This is a genomic window from Desulfobotulus sp. (assembly GCF_034006065.1).
Classification (GTDB): domain Bacteria; phylum Desulfobacterota; class Desulfobacteria; order Desulfobacterales; family ASO4-4; genus Desulfobotulus.
Genome location: NZ_JAVETM010000011.1, coordinates 21,653 through 41,464, shown reverse-complemented (window position 1 = coordinate 41,464; position 19,812 = coordinate 21,653). Strand labels below are relative to the sequence as shown.

The 19,812-nt window shown below is 55.6% G+C and carries 14 protein-coding genes; 9 read left to right on the top strand and 5 right to left on the bottom strand.

What is annotated here, in order from left to right:
* Positions 1–198 precede the first annotated feature (198 nt).
* A complete protein-coding gene (locus tag RBR60_RS06245) occupies positions 199–1,176 on the top strand; it encodes an AraC family transcriptional regulator (protein WP_320355027.1) in 978 nt (325 codons plus the stop codon).
* A 190-nt stretch (positions 1,177–1,366) separates the two neighbouring features.
* Positions 1,367–2,452 (top strand): PTS transporter subunit EIIC, encoded by a 1,086-nt coding sequence (locus RBR60_RS06240; RefSeq protein WP_320355026.1) that lies wholly within the window; start codon positions 1,367–1,369, stop codon positions 2,450–2,452.
* Between the two features lie 2 nt (positions 2,453–2,454).
* Here RBR60_RS06240 and RBR60_RS06235 read toward each other — a convergent pair whose 3' ends face one another.
* Both RBR60_RS06235 and RBR60_RS06230 read right to left on the bottom strand, forming a co-directional pair.
* Positions 2,455–3,528, bottom strand: a complete 1,074-nt coding sequence (locus tag RBR60_RS06235) for a transposase (RefSeq protein ID WP_320355025.1) — start codon at positions 3,526–3,528, stop codon at positions 2,455–2,457.
* A complete protein-coding gene (locus RBR60_RS06230; RefSeq protein ID WP_320355024.1) occupies positions 3,440–4,072 on the bottom strand; it encodes an IS607 family transposase in 633 nt (210 codons plus the stop codon). The genes RBR60_RS06235 and RBR60_RS06230 overlap by 89 nt, the downstream gene beginning before the upstream one ends.
* Before the next feature lie 111 nt (positions 4,073–4,183).
* On the opposite strand from RBR60_RS06230, the gene RBR60_RS06225 reads away from it, so the two are divergent.
* Positions 4,184–5,257: an EAL domain-containing protein gene (locus RBR60_RS06225; protein WP_320355023.1), complete on the top strand. Its 1,074-nt coding sequence runs from the start codon at positions 4,184–4,186 to the stop codon at positions 5,255–5,257.
* On the opposite strand, the gene RBR60_RS06220 is transcribed toward RBR60_RS06225, so the two are convergent.
* From RBR60_RS06220 to RBR60_RS06210, 3 genes are read right to left on the bottom strand one after another with little or no spacing between them, the layout of a single operon-like run.
* Positions 5,214–7,439, bottom strand: a complete 2,226-nt coding sequence (locus tag RBR60_RS06220; protein WP_320355022.1) for an alpha/beta fold hydrolase — start codon at positions 7,437–7,439, stop codon at positions 5,214–5,216. The two genes, RBR60_RS06225 and RBR60_RS06220, sit on opposite strands and share 44 nt — an antisense overlap.
* A gap of 29 nt (positions 7,440–7,468) precedes the next feature.
* Positions 7,469–8,380: an SDR family oxidoreductase gene (locus RBR60_RS06215; RefSeq protein WP_320355021.1), complete on the bottom strand. Its 912-nt coding sequence runs from the start codon at positions 8,378–8,380 to the stop codon at positions 7,469–7,471.
* Positions 8,381–8,437: 57 nt separating this feature from the next.
* Entirely contained in the window at positions 8,438–11,053 is a 2,616-nt protein-coding gene (locus RBR60_RS06210) for a diguanylate cyclase domain-containing protein (protein WP_320355020.1), read from the bottom strand.
* Between the two features lie 232 nt (positions 11,054–11,285).
* Here RBR60_RS06210 and RBR60_RS06205 point away from each other — a divergent pair, with 232 nt between their 5' ends.
* From RBR60_RS06205 to RBR60_RS06180, 6 genes are all read left to right on the top strand, one after another.
* A complete protein-coding gene (locus tag RBR60_RS06205; RefSeq protein WP_320355019.1) occupies positions 11,286–11,717 on the top strand; it encodes an NIL domain-containing protein in 432 nt (143 codons plus the stop codon).
* A complete protein-coding gene (mnmA, locus tag RBR60_RS06200) occupies positions 11,714–12,763 on the top strand; it encodes a tRNA 2-thiouridine(34) synthase MnmA (protein ID WP_320355018.1) in 1,050 nt (349 codons plus the stop codon). Before RBR60_RS06205 ends, mnmA begins: the two co-directional genes overlap by 4 nt.
* Before the next feature lie 69 nt (positions 12,764–12,832).
* Positions 12,833–14,155, top strand: coding sequence for a tRNA (N(6)-L-threonylcarbamoyladenosine(37)-C(2))-methylthiotransferase MtaB (mtaB, locus tag RBR60_RS06195; RefSeq protein ID WP_320355017.1), 1,323 nt, complete (start codon positions 12,833–12,835; stop codon positions 14,153–14,155).
* Positions 14,156–14,210: 55 nt separating this feature from the next.
* The gene (locus RBR60_RS06190) at positions 14,211–16,610 is read left to right on the top strand and encodes an ATP-binding protein (protein WP_320355016.1); all 2,400 of its coding nucleotides are present in this window, start codon (positions 14,211–14,213) and stop codon (positions 16,608–16,610) included.
* Positions 16,611–16,707: 97 nt separating this feature from the next.
* The gene (locus RBR60_RS06185) at positions 16,708–17,805 is read left to right on the top strand and encodes a hybrid sensor histidine kinase/response regulator (RefSeq protein ID WP_320355015.1); all 1,098 of its coding nucleotides are present in this window, start codon (positions 16,708–16,710) and stop codon (positions 17,803–17,805) included.
* A gap of 99 nt (positions 17,806–17,904) precedes the next feature.
* Complete coding sequence (locus RBR60_RS06180) at positions 17,905–19,755, top strand: YgiQ family radical SAM protein (RefSeq protein WP_320355014.1); 1,851 nt, start codon at positions 17,905–17,907, stop codon at positions 19,753–19,755.
* The last annotated feature ends 57 nt before the right edge of the window (positions 19,756–19,812 follow it).

The following is a 19,812-nucleotide window of genomic DNA, read 5'->3' as shown; positions in this document are numbered from 1 at the left end:
CCTTATTTTTTAAAAATTAAAACCCTTGTCCCAAACAGAGCACTGTTTTTTATTTTTCCTGATCCCTGAATCCCATGCAGAGGGCACAATTCTGACTTGAAAATTTCTTTTGACTTGATGAACTTTTTTTCTTAAAGCTAGCCCTGCATTACTCTTTCCATGAACGGCGGGTTACCCATCCAAGGGGGAGGCAAAAATATGGGTCTCAATTTCAAAAAACTCACCATAACGGACATCTATGACCCTTCGGACATGGATTTTCTTGACAATCTCTCCAGGCCCAAAAGTCTGGAGATGAATCCCGCCTACGGCCGTGGAACCGCCTGCATGAACCCCATCCGTAAGGGACTTGCCTTCTGCACCTATGATTTCTGCTACAAAGAGAATGTCGCCGTATCCGCCGGGAGCTGGCCCATCCCGGACAAAATCTGGTTTTATGTCTGCCTTTCCGGCTCTTCCCACATCATTCTCAAAAAACGCTCCCTCCACATCACTCCAGGAACCTCCGATATCTTCACAGGAGGATTTGATCTGGATATGCGCCAGCACATGCAAAAGGACACCTCCTATAAAATGCTGAGCCTCCTGCTGGATCCGGTCACCCTCACGGAAATCACAGGAATGGAGCCTGAAGCCCTTTTCAGGCTGACTCTCAAAACCAACCGCAGCAAGCCTTCCAAAACCCCGAAGGAAATGCGGCTTGCGGCAGAAATCCTGATGCAGGGATGCCATGTTCCTGCATCCAAAAAAATTTTTTACGAAGCAAAGGCGCTGGAGCTCATCGCCTATCAGGTAGGACTCATGGAGCGGCAGTCAGGAAAGGAAAAGAAAAAACGGGAAGAGAAATCCTATGTGGAAAAAATCCATTATGCGGCCGAAATCATGGAGAACAATCTGCTGAACCCGCCCGGCATCTTCGATCTTGCCGATCTTGCGGATCTCAACCACAACCGGGTCATCCAGGGATTCAAGGAAGTTTACGGGCAGACTCCCTATGAATACCTCAGCCATATCCGTCTGCAGAAGGCCGCAGAAAAAATGCGGAAGGGAGAGTGCAATGTCACGGAAGCCGCCTTCAGCGTGGGTTACGCCAACTTAAGTCATTTCTCGCGGATCTTCAGAAAGGAATTCGGGGTCAATCCTTCGGATTTTCAAAAAAAAACCTCTTCCCTTTAAAAAGCCCTTCCCCTCCCCATGCTTGACACCCACAACACAAGGTGCAAGTATCCTGAAACGCATGGCATCCGGCAAAATTCTTCTGCTGAATTCAAGGGGCTTTTTTAAAAAGCCCGTGCCGCGTACCCAGAAAAGGCTTCAGCGGGAAGGGGTCCGGCTGGAAAAAAACAACATGGGGGATGGGGTCAGGTTGAAGTTCCTTGATATCAGCGAAAATATAGGCAACCGGATTTTTTTTCTGGCCATTCAGCGCAGTCTCGCCCTCGCCCTGCCCCTGATCATGCTCGGCGCTCTCGTCCTCATGATCCGGGACTTTCCCCTGTCCCACTACCAGAACTGGCTGAGCGCCACCCTCGGGTCTCCTGGCCTTGCCCTGTGCGACAACCTGATCGCTGGCTCCTTTGGCATTGCCTCCCTTGCGGTGCTTTGCGCCTATGCGGCTGTCATGGCGGGCCTGCACAACCAGCGTCAGGGGCACAAAACCGTCAGTCCCATCATGGCCCTTGTCGTGGTCCTGTCCTGCTATTTTGTGGCCACAGGGTCCAATGACGTCAGGCTTGCACTGGATCGGGGCCTTTTTTTCTCCCTCTGCCTTGCAGCAACGGCAACGCCACTCTATCTCGCCCTTGCACAGAACCCGCGGCTTCGGCTACCCCTGGGAGCCGTTGGCAATGATTACGTCATCCGGGATATTCTCACCGTGATGCCCGCAGGCATGCTGACCATTCTCACATTCGCCTTGGCCCGCATGTTCATCACCAGCTATGGTTTTCCGGATTTGCAGGCCTGGGTCCCCCAGGCCATCCTCGCTCCCTTCAGGGAAGACGGCCTGGCCATGGGGCTCGCCTATTCGGGGCTGTCCCAGCTTTTCTGGTTTTTTGGCGCGCACGGACCCAACCTCCTGTTTTCCGTTGAAGAATCCATCCTGCTTCCCGCCAGCGCAGCCAATGTCGCCGCAGCTGCTCTGGGAGACCCTGCGATTCATATCTTCACCAAACCGTTTTTCGATGCCTTCACACGCATGGGAGGCTCGGGCAGCACACTCTGTCTGATCATCGCCATCCTGTATCGCAGTCAGAACAGCGGAGATCGCAGACTCTGCACCTTTGCCCTGCTTCCGGCCCTGTGTAATGTAAATGAGCCCCTTCTTTTCGGCATTCCCCTGGTTCTGAATCCCATCTATCTCATTCCCTTCCTGCTGGCTCCGATCCTGCAAACCGTAAGCGCCTACGCCGCAACGGCTCTGGACCGATCCTTTTTTCTTAATGTTCGCTAACATTAACTGCACACCGTCACCGGCGTGGACGAATCTGTCAAAGCTTTCAACAGAACATTGAAAGCGCCTGTTACGTCCCGGTCTGCCCAAGACCCGTTGAGCAGGGGGATACGTTTTGCGCCACCGATATTCCGGACTTCTCCGGTCTGGGGGTGGGTTTTACTGGTGTACTCTTCCGTGACATCCAGAACCGTCTTTCCGCGCTGGGATGCTTTCCATTTCAGAAACATCTTGAAACGGTAATGGGCAAAGGTCAGCATGGAACGCACGGTTTTGGAGCGGATTTTTCGTTTGGCCTTTAAAGCCATGTCCTTTGTTTCAAAGGTCGGGAGAAGGATGCAGTCGAAATTGTCCGTCAGGAAACGGGCTGTTTTGTGATGCAGCTCGTCAATGAGGTTTTTGATTTTCTGCTGCATTCTGCGGATGGCCTTTGTCAGGCTGCGCTTCTTCTGACTGTTGTTTGAGAGGCTGCGTTTTGAGAACAGTTTGTCCAGGTGAAAACACAGTCTCTGGATTCTGCCAAGGCCTCCTTCTCCGATCTTTCCGGAGAAATCGGGGGAGTAAAAGGCCATGAAGGTTCGGACTCCGGGGTCTAAGGCAACAATGCGTCCTTGGTTCTCGGATTGCGCTGTGCTGCACTTGTGCGGAGTCGAAAGCCACCAGGCGTTAAACCGCCAGATCAGGCGGGAGTCCATGGGGTTTTCCGGAAGGGGTTCTGTGAAACGAAGTCCTTTTCCGGAGATTCTTGGGTAAATGCCTTTTTCAGAAAGGGCGGATTTCGGGATGAAGCAGGATTGTTCCGGTGCTTTCCTGGAGCGGAATTTCGGCTCCCGGTTATCCGCTGCCCAAAAAGCTCCGCAGGCCTCTTTCACGGCCATGCCCTTGATCTGAAAAGGAATGGCATCGCACCAGGCGGGTAGCTGTTTGAGCAGGTCTTTTTTGACATCCATCCAGGAGGGCGTGAAGTTCACGCAGGATTTCAGGTAATCAATTGTCCTGTTGAAGACATAGCGGCTCGCATCCGTCCAGGTCTTGAAGAGCTTCTTCTGCTCCGGGGATGGCTGGATCTTCTGCAATCTGGCTTCGGTACTTTCTGAGTCCGTGCATCCGGCAGGAGAAGACGTGCAGGATGGCTTGGAGATCCTGAGTAAGCTCCTGTTCGGGTGAGAGCTGAGTTTCGTCAAGAACCACGACCTCACCGCCGCCCGAACGGATAATCCACTCAATGAGATCGAATCCAAATCGGCATAGTCGGTCACGGTGGGCAGATACAACCGTGAGCTTATCTCCCCGCATTGCGCGTTCCAGAATGGAACGCAGACCTTTTCGTTTGAAATTGATTCCGCTTCCGATGTCTTGGATGATTTCCGCTTCGGGGTATTTTTTCTGCATGAACTCGACCTGTCTTTGCAGATCGTCTTTTTGTTTCGGGCTGGAGACCCGGCAGTAACAGATGATTTCATGCTTTTCTCTTTCCCCTACAAAACCCCTGACATCGTAACGCCTCTGGCCTGATTCTGACTTGATGAACCGGATTTTGCCGCTGTCTGCCCATTTTCTTAAAGTGTTGGGATGAACTCCCAGCATCTTTGCAGCAATCCGGCTTGGGAAAAACTCCATTGCGCCTCTCTGTTTATTTTTATGAATAAATTTAAATAAAGATTAGCGTTTTGGGTACTATGTGTCAACCTCATACCGCGAACCATTGCAGAACCAGGCTGGACCACGCCTGTGTTTGTCAGCGGCTTCGCTTCCACAGGGTCCATGGCGGGTGCACTCTTCCAGGCGGTGAATCTTGCCCTGGGCACAGCGGTCTACCTTCCCTTTGTACGGCTTTCCGATCGCCTGCGGGAACGCCAGGGGCAGCGGGTTTTACAAGCCCTTCTCCAGACCAGCGTCCACTCCGTCTCCAGCCCCAATGGACACCGGTGCATTGATCGGCCAGGCGAAGAAGGCCGCCTTGCCAAAATCCTCGCCAATGACCTCGAAAGGGCGCTTTTTACAAACACCCAGCTCTTCCTTGAATACCAACCCCAGGTGAATGCCTTGGAAAACCATGTGCATGGGGTTGAAGCCCTTCTTCGCTGGCGTCACCCCGTGTACGGCCTCATCCCACCGCCCCTTACCGTCGCCCTTGCCGAGGATATCCAGTGCATGGACAGGCTCACGCTCTTTGTCCTCACACAGGCATGCGGTCAGCGCGCTGCCTGGAAAGGCCAGGTTCCCGATAGTCTCACCATGTCCGTGAATGTGTCTCCTCAGCAGATTCTGGATCCCCAGCTGCCCAGAAAAATCAAAAACATCCTGGACCAATCCGGTCTTACTCCCGGCCTTCTGGAACTGGAACTCACCGAGTCCACCGTGCTGGAGCTCAACGCCCTCACCGTAGCCGCACTTCAGCAGGTCCGGGAAATGGGTATCCTCGTGGCCATCGACGATTTTGGCATGGGACACACCTCCCTTCGCTATCTGCGGGAATTTCAGATTGACACCATCAAGATTGACCGTTCTCTCACCCTACGATCCCAGGGAGGTATCCATGCGCACATCATACGCAGCATCGTGCAGCTCGGCCAGACTCTCCGGATCACCGTGATTGTTGAAGGTGTGGAGCAGCCGGAGCAACTGGCCCACTTTCTGGATCTGGGGTGTCATACCTTCCAAGGCTATCTTTTCAGCCGCCCGGTTTCTGGGGAGGCCTGCCTCACTTTCATCACCCGGAAAAAGGAAGCCCTGCAGGTTTCCGCATACAACCCACCATCTACCTGGACAGGGGAAAGGCTCCGGGCCCCACAGGAAGGATAGCTTCTGCAAGGCGCTCCGGACCTTTTTCCCACAACGCGAAAAAATCCCCGATCATTCCCAGAACCCGAATGGCAGTCCCTTCGGACAAAAGATTGTGAACCCCCCCATCCATGACATGCAGCTCCTTATGCGCTGTTTTCAGGCGCTCAAAAATGTCTGAGGCCGCTTCCGGGTCTACCAGGGGATCCTCCCGGTTCTGGAGTACCATGCAAGGCACCCGGATCAAAGACAACTGGGCCCGGACCTTTTCCACCACAAAGGCCATCTCCCGAAAGGCCGTTTCCGGATGCTCCGCATAGCCTGTATCCGAAGTTTCAAGCCCGCAGGGAAGTCGCAGCTTGTCCTTTTTCCCCACGCGAATGCGGGAGAGGATGCGATCCCAGAGGGCGCTTCCCGGATCATCGCAGAGCCTGTAGGCCTGAATTCTGGAAGGGGTTGCCATGAGACAGAGCGCTGCAAGATTGGGGATGCGCACCGCCAGAAGACAGGCGAGAAGGCCGCCCAGGGATATCCCCGCCACAGCCACATGTCCACAGAGCACATGGAGCAGGGCATAGCCTTCCATCACCGCATCCTCCCACTGATCCATCCGGATTTTCTCAAGTTCTTCCGGAGAAGTGCCATGACCGGGAAGCCTGAGGCCATAAACCCAGAACCCCTGGCGCTGAAGCGCTTCTCCCAGGGTGCGCATTTGATCCGGCAGACCCAGGTAGCCGTGGATGAGCAGAATCCCCATCTTTCCTTCCTCCCCTTCCAGAAGAAAGGGTCGCCCCCTTTCCCGATCCGTGAGAACCGCAGATCCTCCATAACGGATGCGGGCTTCATCAAAGCTGCGCATGCCCTTTTCCAGAAGGTGGGCCACCAGACGCCTTTTAATGTGAAAGGCCGTTTCCCGAGCCAGGCGGAAAAGGTGGGGCCGCAGCAGGGTGAGGGGTTCAATTTCATTGGCCATCACCGCAATGGGGTTGCTTATGCGGATATCATGGAAATCATAGTCGGCCTTCAGCTTGGCGTTGTTGCGCAGAAGCTTTCCTTCTTCTGTCAGGGTCAGGGCTCCCGTATCCTGGGCGTAGCGGAAAAAATCCGCACACCGGCCAAAACGGTCATCCGTGATAAGATGAACCTGGCTCTGGGCAAGACTTTTGTGCAGATAAAGGCGCTGGCTGTCCAGACGAAGGGTGGCGGCAAGGTAGACCCTGCGCCTCAGGTCCTCCATGTCAATGAGATCTTCGGGCATTTCCCGGAGAATGGTGGCAAAAAGATGATCCGGATTCACCGTGGTCATGCCATAAATGGCGGCCATGTAGTCCTGCATCAGGTCAAGGGCCGCACGGCGCAGGGCGTTCAGGGAGGCAATGGGGTCATCCGTGCCAAAGGCCTCCGGACTTTCAATGTCTGCGCCAATGGCAGGATCTCCCAGATACCCCGCCACTTCCAGCGGTCTTCCGAAACGGATGTCCACATCCACGCCATCGAGCAGCATGCTGCCCTCGGTCATCAGCTCTTCACTTACGCGCTGGGGCAGGGCATCCACAAGAAAGGCGGCCAGACGATTCAGAGCATTTTCCCGGGCCCGAAGGGGGTAATAGGTGATGTTCACCGGCACAATGCGGATGGGTTGCGCCGTAACCCTTTCCGGACCTTCCAGGTCAAAGAGCCGACCAATATCCATGGCCGCATCCCTGCCCTCAGAGGCCATGCGATGCAAAATACGCTGACGATAAAATTCCGCCCGCAAGGCCAGGTTGGCTGCACCGGTTCTGGGACGGCTTCTCCCCTCCCCGTTGTCCACAAGAAAGGCGTTTTCTCCCATCACCTTTTTGCTTTTCACCATACTGCCTTCGGGAAAAATCACCCAGTGGGCCTCCCCCGTGAGAAGGCTTTTCAGGATGAGACGATCCCGATCCGGCGCTGCTGTGGATACGGCTCCGGCCTTTTCAAGAAAGCCACCCAGCGCGCCTGAAAAAAGGGCATGGTGGGCCAGCGACCAGATGGGTCTGCCCGTGATTTCTTCCAGATGGTAGGGAAGAAACAGAGTTTCAATCCGGGTAAAATGATTGACCGTGAAAATCACAGGCCCGTCCGGGATATTTTCCGCACCACTGATGGCGGTTTTCGCATTGGAAAAACGATAGAGTCTTTTCAGGGCAAAGGTTGTGGAGAGAAAGGCAAAACGATTCATATGTCCTTAAAAATGAAAAAGGCCCGAGATCAGGAAAACAGTCCAAGCACAAAGGCATTCATATCCGGATAGGCTTTCGCCCCTTCCATGGACAAAACCTCCGACCACATGCCTGCAATGGATTCCGGAGAAAGGCCTTTTTTGGGATCAAAGCGTAAGCCCCGGCCTGTCACCAGCTGCACCCGGTTGAGACAGCCAAGCCCCATATTGAAAATGCCGCCGCTCTCACGGCACTCCCTGGATGCAAGCCAGAGGACCAGAGGGGCAACCGTGGCGGGGCTCATGTTTTCAAGAACCTCTCCGGGCAGAAGATCCTCTGTCATGCGGGAAGCCGCCAGAGGGGCAATGGCATTGGTCTGTATGTTGTTTTTCATGCCTTCAATGCCCAGGGCCTGCATCAGCCCCACAAGCCCCATCTTGGCTGCGGCATAATGGGTCTGGCCGAAATTGCCGTACAGTCCGGCGGCAGACGTGGTAAAGAGAATGCGTCCATAGTTCTGATTTTTCATCACCCGGAAGGCGGGAGCCGTGACACAGAAGGCGCCCTTCAGATGCACATCCAAAATGGCATTCCAATCTTCAGGCTTCATTTTGGCAAGGCTTGTATCCCGCAGGTTTCCCGCATTGTTCACCAGCACATCCAACCGCCCGAAGGCGGCCACGGCGGAAGCCACCATGGCCTCTCCCCCATCGGCGTCCGCAACGGAATCCGTGTTGGCGATGGCCTCCCCCCCCATGGCGCGGATTTCCGCAGCCACCGCTTCGGCCGGCCCCCTTGAGCTGCCTGCTCCGTCACGGGTTGCGCCAATGTCGTTGACCACCACCTTGGCACCACGCTCGGCAAAGGCCAGGGCATAGGCCCGACCCAGACCTCCGCCCGCACCCGTAATGAGTACCACCTGATCCTCAAAACGGATAAGGGGCTGTCTTGCATCCTCCATGGCTGTTCTCCTTATTCAGTCTGTCACTGGGTTTTAAACGGGTCATATGCGCTTTTTTCACTTTGCAGTCAAAGCTTCCGCATAAAAGGAAATCGCGTCCCTTCCCCTTTTCTTGGAGCTGTACATGGCCCTGTCCGCATGGGTGGTCAGGGTGATGAGATCCTGACCATGCTCAGGGTAAAGGGCAATTCCGATACTCGCCGATATCTGAAGAGGCCGCTCTCCCACGACAATGGGATTTTTCAGGGCGCGTCGGATTTTTTCCGCCACCTTTTCCGCATCTCCCCGGTCATGCAGACCGCGCAGAAGCACCACGAATTCATCCCCCCCAATGCGGGCAGCGGTGTCCGATGCACGAATATGCTCACGGATCCGCACCGCCGCTTCCTTCAGCACCTGGTCCCCAATCCCATGGCCCAGGGTGTCGTTAATAGGCTTGAAGTGATCCAGATCTATGAAAACAAGGGCAAAGGCCCTTTGCTCCCGCTGCGCCTCCACCAGAATCTGACCAGCGCGATCCTCAAAGAGGATGCGATTGGGCAGTCCCGTGAGGGTGTCGTGCAGGGCCATGTGGGTCATGCGGTCCTGGGCATCCTTCCAGTCCTGGATATCCACAAGATAACCGTACCACACAACACTGCCATCCTTTTCCTTTTCAGGGGTGGATTGCCCCTCGCACCAACGGTAAGCGCCACTGGTATAGCGTACGCGAAACTGAGCACGCCAGGGAAGAAGACGGTGAGCCGATACCCGCATGCTGCTGTAAACAGAAGAGAGGTCATCGGCATGAATACGGCTGAGCAGGGGACCGGCGTCCTTGGCCAGATCCTGGGGGCTCACCGGCAGAATTTCCCGGATCCGGCTGCTGATATAAGGGAAACAGGACCTTCCGTCCGCCCGCATGCGGAACTGGTAAATCACGCCGGGAATATTCACCGACACCTTGCGCAACAGGGCCATGCTTTCCTCACGCAAACGCTCTGCCTCCTTGCGCTCCGTGATATCAAAGAAAGTCCCGAAAATGGCCGGTCTGCCCTGATATCGCAAGGACACGGCGCTGACTTCCACCCATCGGGCAAGTCCGTCACGGGTAAGCACTTTCATTTCATATCTGGGAGGAACCCCGAGTCCGGCCTGTCTGTCCCTTGCCCTGGAAAGCACCAAAGCCCGGTCATCCGGATGCACAAAAAAAGAAAGGTCCCGGGAAAGCAACTCTTGCTCTTCATAACCAAGGATCTGGCTCATGGCCGGATTGACCACCTTAAACCGCCTTCCCTGAAGCACATAGATCCCAGCCGCCGTATTATCCGCAAGGCTTCTGAACCTCACCTCGCTTTCCTGCAAGGCCAGGTTGGCCGCCTCCAGAGCGCGCTTGGCGTCCTGAAAGTCTTTTTCGATCTTCTTTCTTTCCGTGATGTCCACAGCCGTGGAAACAATGCGCAGAACCCCTGAAAGCCGAACTTCATGGAGATGCACATCCTCCCAGCACTCCGGCCCCGCAACAGTGCGGGATTTCCACTCAAAGCGCTGGGGCCCCTCTTCCCGCACGCGGGCAAACCAGCGCTGGGCATCCTCAAAGGTATAGGGACTTTCCGTCCACATCTGGGTATGAACGCCACCGGGTGCTGCCACAGGTCCGTGCCTCTCCACAGCGCGGCGATTGGCATGGATGACCGCGCAGGTCTCCCGGTCATGCACCATGAGTGCTGTGGCTGCATTTTCAAAAAGAAGCCGGAACTCCGCCTCACTCTGTCTGAGCGCCGCATTCTTGCGCTCCACTTCTCCGAGAAGCCAACGCCGCTGCCGCCTCAGCGCCAGGCTGTAAACCGCCAGAATTGAAGAAACGAGGAAAAAAATCCCAAACCCCAGCCCCGGCCAGAACCAGAAAGGCAGCACCTCCACCTTTTCACTGCGCATCCAGCGCTGGGTAAGGCGGCGGATCTCTTCCTTGCTCAAGGTGGCGAGGCAGACGTCAAGGGCCTCCTGCAAAGCCTCGTTTCCCCTGGGAAAGCCTGCGGCAAGATTCCGGGAATAAAGCATTTTCAAAGGATGAAAAACGCCTGGGGACCCATGGCGGTCCAGAAGGTAAAGCCCCACGGGATAGTCCGCCACGAAAAGATCCATCTTTCCCGCCAAAGCCGCCTGGATCATCCTTTCGTTGTTGGAAAAGGGAATCAGCAGAGCATCCGGATACTCCTTTTCCATGAATTCCTGCTCATAACTTCCTTCGGTCACACCCACCTTGCGCCCCCGGAGCTCTGAAAGATCAAGAGGCATCCCCGCAGAAGCAACAAAGATAAAGGCCTGCACAGGGAGAATATCAGCTGAAAAATCAAAAAACTCCGAGCGTTCGGGAGAAGCGATGAGGCCGCCGTGCACATGGGCCTTTCCCTCCCGAACCGCTTCGATGCTGCCCTTCCAGTCCGTAAGAAAAAAAACCACATCCCGCCCCATCTGGCGGCCCATCGCCTGCCACAGATCCACAAGAACCCCCTGGGGCTGTCCCCTTTCATCCAGAAAGGCAAAGGGCGGCCAGGCATAATCCTGGGCGACGATGAGAGGTTCTGTGCCAGAAAGGGACTCCGCCCCATGCAAGCGCTCCGCCCACAGGCAGAAAAAAAGCCACAGGATCAGAAAAGCTGCGGGTTTCAGAGGGATTCGAAAAGTCAGCATGGGCCTTTCCATGGGCACTGGCGTGATAAGAATATGCAAACATGGGGAAATCTCTGTTGCTGATTTTGGTGGGCAAAAGCATAAAGAGGGGCCATGCCCTTGTCAAGTAAGGCCTGAAGCACTCAGGAAAAAGAGCAGAAATCTCAAAATTTTTCAAAGCCTTCCTTGACAAGGACCCAATGGGCGAATAGATTTTCTGGTTTCATATGCTGACCCAAAGGAGGAGGTTCCCTTGCAATCGAAAATTCTGATCCTGCGATTCCCGGCGGAAGCCAGCCAGAAACCCCTGGTCTGCAATCTTGCCCGCAATTTTGCCCTTACCTTTAATATTCTCCATGCCCAGATCCTTCCCAGAAAGGAAGGGATGATGGTCCTGGAGCTTTCCGGCCCCAGGGAAAACTTCCGTCAGGGGCTGGCCTATCTTCAGGGCGAAGGCATTGATGTCCAGAATGCGGGCCAGGAAATCACCCGGGATGAGTCCCGCTGTACCCACTGCGGCGCCTGTACCGCCGTTTGTCCCACGGGCGCCCTTTCCGTACACAGGCCAGACATGTCTGTGATCTTTGACCAGGAAAAATGCAGTATCTGCGAACTCTGCATCCTCACCTGTCCCACACGGGCCATGTGCATCAAGGCCACCAAAACCGAGAAGTTCTTTGAATGAGTCCTGTCCTTGTGGCTGTCAGCGGCGGCATCGACTCCCTGGTGACGGCCCGCCTTCTCCAGGAAGAGGGACAAAAAATCCGCGCGGTCCACTTTCTCACAGGATATCAGAGTCCTTCGATCCGGGAGGAGATGGATATTCTGGCACAGAGGCTTGGATGCCCCGTTGAAATCCTGGATTTATCCGATCTTTTTCATCGCACAGTGATCCGTGATTTTGTGGGAGCCTATCAGGCGGGTCGCACGCCCAACCCCTGCCTTGTGTGCAACGCTGTCATCAAATTCGGCGCGCTCATGGATGCTGCGGCGAATCTGGGGTGTTCCGCCGTGGCCACAGGCCACTATGCCCGCATCCTTCCTGCAGACGATGGCGGTCCAGGGCTTTTCCGGGGCCTGGACGCAGGCAAGGATCAGTCCTACTTTCTTTCCCGGATTCCCCGGTCCCGCCTCAATCGCATCCGCTTTCCCCTGGGCGGGTGGACCAAGGAAGCCGTACGGCAAAGGGCGGATCAGGCACAAATCGCCCCCCTCTCCGGAAAGGAAAGCCAGGATATCTGCTTTCTTCCGGATGGGGGCTATGCCGATTTTCTGGAAGCTTCCGGTCATGTTCAGACCCGCCCCGGCCCCATTGTCACCCCGGACGGGAAAATCATCGGTCAGCATCAGGGCCTGCACCGCTATACCATCGGACAGCGCCGGGGCCTTGGCTGCCCCGGTCCCGCGCCCTACCATGTCCTGGCCCTGGATACTTCCGCAAATCGTCTGGTGGTGGGGTTCAAAGATGCGCTTTTGGCCTCTGGATGTCGGGTGCACCGCATCAACTGGCTCATTTCAGAGCCTGCGGAACCCCTTGTCCTGACCGTAAAAATCCGCTACCGTCACCGGGATGTGGCCGCAACATTGACCCCTCTGACCCCGGATACAGCCCTTGTCCGCTTTGAAACCCCTCAGAGCGCAGTCACGCCCGGTCAGGGTGCGGTGTTCTACGAGAACGACCGGGTTCTGGGCGGCGGCTTCATTGACCAGGCGGAGCCCCTGAAGCGCTGACCAATAAAATGAACATTCAAACCAATTACCGGACAGGCGACCTTGTCTCCTTCCCATGAAAGTTGTTCCATGGCTTTTTTCTTCATCACCACCCTGGGCTGCAAGGTCAACCAGCAGGAATCCGACGCCATTTCCGCCTGCCTGGAGGCCGCAGGCTGGCAAAAAACCGCAAAAATCCGGGATGCCGCGGTGCTGATCCTCAACACCTGCACGGTCACAGGCAAAGCCGCCCTCCAGTCCAGACAGCAGATCCGTAACCTTGTCCGGCACAACCCCCAAGCCCTGCTCATGGTCACAGGCTGCTGCGCCCAGACCGAGGGCAAGGAAATCGCAGCCATGGAAGGCGTGGATCATGTGGTTTCCCACACGGACAAGCATAGGATTCCCGAACTCCTGGAGCATCTTAAAACTGGCAATCCCCTGCCCTATCCCGCCTGCCATGGGGAAAAGGCCTGTGAGGAAACCCGGTTTCAGGATATTCCCGCCCCTGCACGAGACATGGGCCGTACCCGGGCCTTCCTCAAAATCCAGGATGGATGCAACGCCTTCTGCACCTACTGCATTGTCCCCCTTGCCAGAGGCCGCAGCCGCAGCCTGAACCCGGATACGTTGCGGGAAAAGGTCAAAAGCCTCACCCAGGCAGGTTACAGGGAAGTGGTTCTCACCGGCATCCACGTGGGAATGTACGGCGCAGACCTTGAACCCGGTCTGGATCTCACCCAGCTGCTGCGCCTGCTCCTTGCGGATCCGGACTGTCCCCGTCTCCGCCTCGGCTCCCTGGAGCCTGTGGAAGTGAGCGACAGCCTCATTCACCTTGCCGCTTCGGACGCCCGCATCGCCCCTCATTTCCACATTCCCCTGCAGAGCGCATCCGATGCCATTCTCAGGGCCATGGGCCGTCCCTATGACTTTGGATTTTACGCAGACCGCATCCTCACCCTGCGCAAAGCCCTGCCCAAAGCCGCCATTGGCGCGGATATCCTCGTGGGCTTTCCCGGTGAAACGGATGGGGAGTTTGAAAAGGCCGAAGCGCGTATCAAGGCCCTTCCCCTTACCTATTTCCATGTCTTCCCCTACTCCCCAAGACCGGGAACACCAGCAGCCGACTATCCCGACCCCGTTCCCCAGGATATTGCCAAAAAACGCTCTTCCAGACTCCGGGAGATGGGCGAAAAAAAACAGCTTGCTTTTGCCAGAAGCCTTACGGGCGAAACCCTTGAGGTGATTTTTGAACGTCACAGGGATAAAAAAACCGGAAAACTCAAAGGCCTTACGGATAATTATCAGACCCTTCTCGCCCAAGGTCCGGATACCCTTCTCAGCCAGAAGGTGCGGGTACGGGTCACCGCCGCCCACGACGATGCCCGGCTGGAGGGAGATCCCTGGATCTGAGACGACCTTACGGCATTTCAAGCGCCACACATTCTGCCATACATAGGGCTTTGCCATGATTTCTTCCTGGGTCCAGCGCATTTTTTCCAAACGTCCCCTGCAGGCCAAGTTCATGGCCGCCATCTTCCTCACGGCTGTTTTCATCCTCGGGGTCTCCATCCTTTTTTTTCTTCTCAGGGACAAAGCCTTACTCCAGCAGAATCTGGAGCGCCACATGGCCCTCAGCACAGACCTCGCAAAATCGAGGGCCCTTGCAGCCCTTTTTTCCAAGAACCCGGAAACAGCACAGCAGATGCTGGATTTTTCAGAAGATAAAGAATGCCCCATCACAGCCGCCGCCCTCTACCTTGACAACGGCCATCTCCTCGCTTCCTGGAAAACGGAAGAAGGCCCGATTTTCTGGGAACCTCCCCGGATCTTTGATGCCTTCCCCCAGGATCCTATTCCCATGCCAAGGGGCGGAGAGCTTCGCCTGGTAATCCGAGAGCCCGATCTTCCCACAGCCGTTCTCATGCTCCGCATGGACCTCTCTAAGCATATGCAGCAAAAGAAGACACTCTATGCCTTTTCCTTATTCACCTTCCTCACAGGCACCGTGCTGGCTTTTTTTCTTTCCCTGCACCTGCGCCGCATCCTTCTCAGGCCCATCTTCAGCCTGGTGCAGACCGTGGAAGAAATCACAGAAAAAAAAGACTACGCCATCCGCGCCCCTGTCTTTGAGGGTGATCAGATCGGAGTGCTGATTTCAGGATTTAACAACATGATCCAGGAAATCCAGGAAAGGGAGGCCGCCCTCACCCACCACAAGGCCACCCTGCAACGGGAGGTAATGGAACGCACCATGGCGCTCACCGCAGCCAATACCAAACTCGCCCACCTGAACATGGCTTTGCAGGAAGCCGAAAAACGGGACCGCAGGCTGTTGCGCCACAGTGAGAACCTGGAGCATCAGGTTCTGGACCGCACCGTGGCCCTCACCCAGGCCAACACCAAGCTGACCCGCCTCAACATGGAGCTGCGTGAAGCCAAGAAAAGGGCGGACGAGGCCAGTTCCGCCAAAAGCGCCTTTCTGGCCAGCATGAGCCACGAACTCCGCACCCCTCTCAACGGCATCCTGGGCTATGCCCAGCTTCTGCACAGGGACGGAAATCGCCTCAATACCAAGGATCAGGAACGCATCCAGGTCATCCGCCAGTGTGGGGAACACCTTCTCCGGATGATCAACGATATCCTCGATCTTTCCAAGATTGAGGCTGGTAAGATGGACCTCATCCCCCAGCCTTTCAGACTTTCCTCCTTTGTGCAGAGTACGGCGGGTATGGCCCGCACCCGCGCCAGGGAAAAGGGCCTTGCCCTGGAAATTCTGCTGGGAGACAACCTGCCTGTGACCGTCACAGGCGATGAACACCGCCTGCGTCAGGTTCTGCTCAATCTCCTGGGCAATGCCATCAAGTTCACGGAAAAAGGGGAAATCAAACTCCATGTCCGGATGGAGGAAAAGGGCTTGATTCTATTTGAAGTTTCGGACACGGGCATCGGCATCATGGAAAAGGATCTGCCCTTTATCTTCAAACCCTTTTCCAGGGTGGAGCATGTGGGACCCAAGCCCGAAGGCACGGGCCTGGGTCTGTCCATCAGCCAGTATCTCGTCCGTATGATGGGGGGTATGATCTCTGTGGAAAGCCGCATCGGAAAGGGCAGTCGCTTCTGGTTTTCCATTCCCCTGCCCCAGGCTCCGGACAAACCCGAATCCGAAAGGCCCTCCTTTCCCTGTGACAACATCATCGCCTACAGGCGCACGGATCATCAGAGTGAGCCCCTGGAGATTCTTGTGGTGGACGACGGCAGGGAAAACCGCACCTTTCTTGTGGATGTCTTCTCTCCCTTAGGCTTCATCGTGGAACAGGCGGACTCCGGACAAAGGGCTCTCGCCCTGTGCAGGAAAAAACGACCAGACATCATTCTCATGGATCTCATCATGCCCGGCATGGACGGATTTACCTGCATTGAAGCCATCGCCACCCTTTTTTCCGGAACCCTTCCCCCCATCATCGCCGTTTCCGCCAGCGCAACGCCGGATGTCATTGAAAAAAGCATGCGCCTGGGCTGTGCAGCCTTCATTTCCAAGCCCGTGCGCATTCAGCAGCTTTTTGAGGTTTTATGCACCCACCTTCCCATGGTATGGATTTCCGGAAATCCGAAACCCTCTTCTTCCCTGAAAAAGAGCTTCCGGGTTCCCGCACCTGCCCGGATCATGGAACTCAATGAACTCGTCAGGCTGGGAGACATCTCTGCCATTCAGGATTGGTGCTCGGATAAGGAGCAGGTCCGGGAGTACCCCGAGTTTTCAAAATATGTGAAGGAACTGGCGGGCCAATTCCGGATCCGGGAACTCAACCAGTGGCTGATGCATCTGGAAACAGAAAAAAGAGCCTCCGCAGAAGAAGAGAGCTGAAAGCCTTTCTTTCCAGGCCCAGCTCCTGCATCCTTTTTCCAAGGCGGATTTTCCGAATTACCCAACACAGATGGCGCAAGGAATTTCCAGACAGGCTATGAAAACCATCCTCATTGCAGACGATAACCCCGCCAATCTGGGCATCCTCTTTCACTGCCTGGATCAGGGAGGCTACCGCACCCTGGTGGCCCAGGATGGCGAAACCGCCCTCCAGATGGCAAAGATCTCAAAACCCAACCTTATCCTCTTGGATATCATCATGCCGGAAATGGATGGTTTCAGCACCTGCCACGCCCTGAAGGCGGATGCGGACACCCGTAACATTCCTGTCATCTTCATGACAGCGCTCACGGATACGGCGGACAAGGTGGCGGGTTTTCAGGCCGGAGCCGTGGATTACATCTGCAAGCCCTTTCAGCAGGAGGAGATCCTTGCCCGCATCCGTCTGCACATGATGCTTCAGGAGCAAAAGGATCAGCTCTTACGCATCAACCGGGAAAAGGAGAAGATCCTGTCTGTGGTCGCCCATGACCTCAAAGCACCCTTCAGCAGTGTTCTCGGCTTTCTCAGCCTTCTGCGGGAAAACTATGGCGAATACACAGAAAAGGAACGCAGGCGTTTCATCACCCATGCCCATGAATCCACCCTGAAATTGTATCAGATGGTGGAAAAACTTCTCGACTGGACCCGATCCGGCGGCGGTTTTCAGGATTGTCAGCCTGAGATTCTCAACCTTTCCACCCTCATCCAGTCCACGCTCTCCCTCTTCAAGGAAAGCGCTGAGAATAAAAACATCGGAATTCGGGGAAAAATCCCCAAAACCCTGCACATTTTTGCAGACGCCAACATGATGGCCTCGGTCCTGAGAAATATTGTCTCCAATGCCATCAAGTTCACCGATCCAGGCGGAAAAATCACCATCACTGCGGAAGCGACGGCCACAGGTCCGGAGATCCGCATCAGTGATACGGGCAGAGGCATGACAGACATCGTTCTCCATAACCTTCTTTCCGGATGCTGCAGCACTTCCGCTCCGGGAACCGACGGAGAAACGGGAACAGGCCTTGGCATGGTGATCTGCCGGGAGTTTATCGAAAAAAATCAGGGGATTCTTTCCATTCACAGCAAACCCGGCCAGGGCAGCACCTTTGTCCTCTGTTTTCCACCGCCTCCCCCCTGTTTTCAGAAATTCTGAAAAGGCCTGAAGCCCCAAGTCGCCCTTTTTCCAAAAAAAACATCAAAGGTTCTGCCCTTGACCTCTTCTTTCGGGTCCCAGGCTTAGAAAAGGATACCCATGTTCCGCACTTCTGATTTTTTTCCCGCCACCCGTGAAGAGATGGCCCGCAGGGGCTGGGATCGTCCGGACGTCATTCTCATTACCGGAGATGCCTGCATTGACGCCCCTTCCATGGGCATTGCCCTCATCGGCCGGGTGCTGGAAGCCGCAGGCTTCCGGGTGGGTATCATTGCCCAGCCGGACCCGGAAAAGGCCGAAGACTTCACGCGTCTCGGTGAACCCCGCCTTTTCTGGGGCGTGTCCGCAGGCAGCGTGGATTCCATGGTGGCCAATTACACGGCCTTGAAAAAACGCAGAAAATCCGATGATTACACCCCTGGCGGCCTGAATACGCGCAGGCCGGACCGGGCCTGTATCGTTTACGCCAACCGGATCCGCCGCTATTTCAAAGGCCAGGTTCCCATTCTCCTTGGCGGCATTGAAGCCAGTCTGCGCCGCATCAGCCACTATGATTTCTGGGACAACAAAATCCGGCGTTCCATCCTCTTTGACGCCAAGGCGGATTATCTGCTTTACGGCATGGCGGAATCCAGCATCCTGGCCTTTGCCCACTGCCTTGCGGAAAAAAAATCCCCGGACGCCATCCGGGGATTATGCCGCATCGCAAAACAAGTGCCCGAGGATTTTCTTGTGCTGCCCTCCTATGAAACCGTGGCCCAGGACAAACAAGCCTTTCTTTCCATGTTCCACACCTTTTACGCCAACAACGACCCTCTCACGGCCCAAGGCCTGGCCCAGGCCCATGGCGATCGTTTTCTCATCCAGAATCCGCCCTTTCCCTACACGGACACCCAGGAACTGGACACCATCCATCGCCTGCCCTTTACCCGGGAATTGCACCCCGAAGACGCCCAGAAAGGTCCGGTGCGCGCCCTGGAAACCATACGCCACAGCATCACCACCCATTACGGATGCTATGGGGAGTGTAATTTCTGCGCCATTGCCGTGCATCAGGGGCGTACCGTGCGATCCCGCAGCCTGGATGCCCTGGTGGAGGAAGCCAGAACACTCACACAGCGCAAGGATTTTAAGGGGATTATTCCGGATCTGGGAGGGCCTACGGCCAATATGTACGGATTTGAGTGCAGAAAAAAACGGGAAAAGGGAAGCTGCTCCGATAAACGCTGCCTGTACCCTGAAGTCTGCCCGGCTCTGAAACCCGACCACAGCGCCCAGGAGAGGCTTTTAAAAAAAATCCGCTCCCTGGATGGCGTGCGCAAGGTCTTCATTGCCTCAGGCGTGCGCTATGACCTTCTCCTTGCGGACACAAAAAAGGGACCCGCCTACCTGAAAAACCTCGTCACCCACCATGTGTCCGGTCAGATGAAGGTGGCACCGGAACATATCTGCCCCCATGTCCTGGCAGCCATGGGAAAGCCCGGACCTGAAAGTCTCCTCCGCTTCCGGGATCTTTTCTTCAGTGAAACACGGCAGGCAGGAAAACCTCAGTTTCTCACCTATTATTTCATCGCCGCCCATCCCGGATGCACGGAAAAGGACATGGAAAGTCTGGCCGCCTACGCCCGGAACACCCTCAGGCTGAACCCCGAGCAGGTCCAGATTTTCACTCCCACGCCCTCCACCTGGTCTGCGGCCATGTACTGGACGGAAATGGATCCCTGGACGGGAGCCCCCCTGTTTGTGGAAAAGGAGATCCAGGGCAAGATGAGGCAGAAAAACCTCCTCGTCAGCCCTGGTTCTTCCAGCGAAAAAAGACAAGGCAAAAAGCCTGGCAAATCTCCTCAGCCAGAAGGGGCGAAAATCCGCAACCACAAATCCAGATTTTCCAAACGCTCTTCTGAGCTGAAGGCGCAAAACAGAGATTCTTCAGGGCAAAAGCAGGCCTGACAAGGGAAAGGAGGGCCTCCATATTTTTCCCGGCCCCCCTTCCTTGCATTCAAAAAA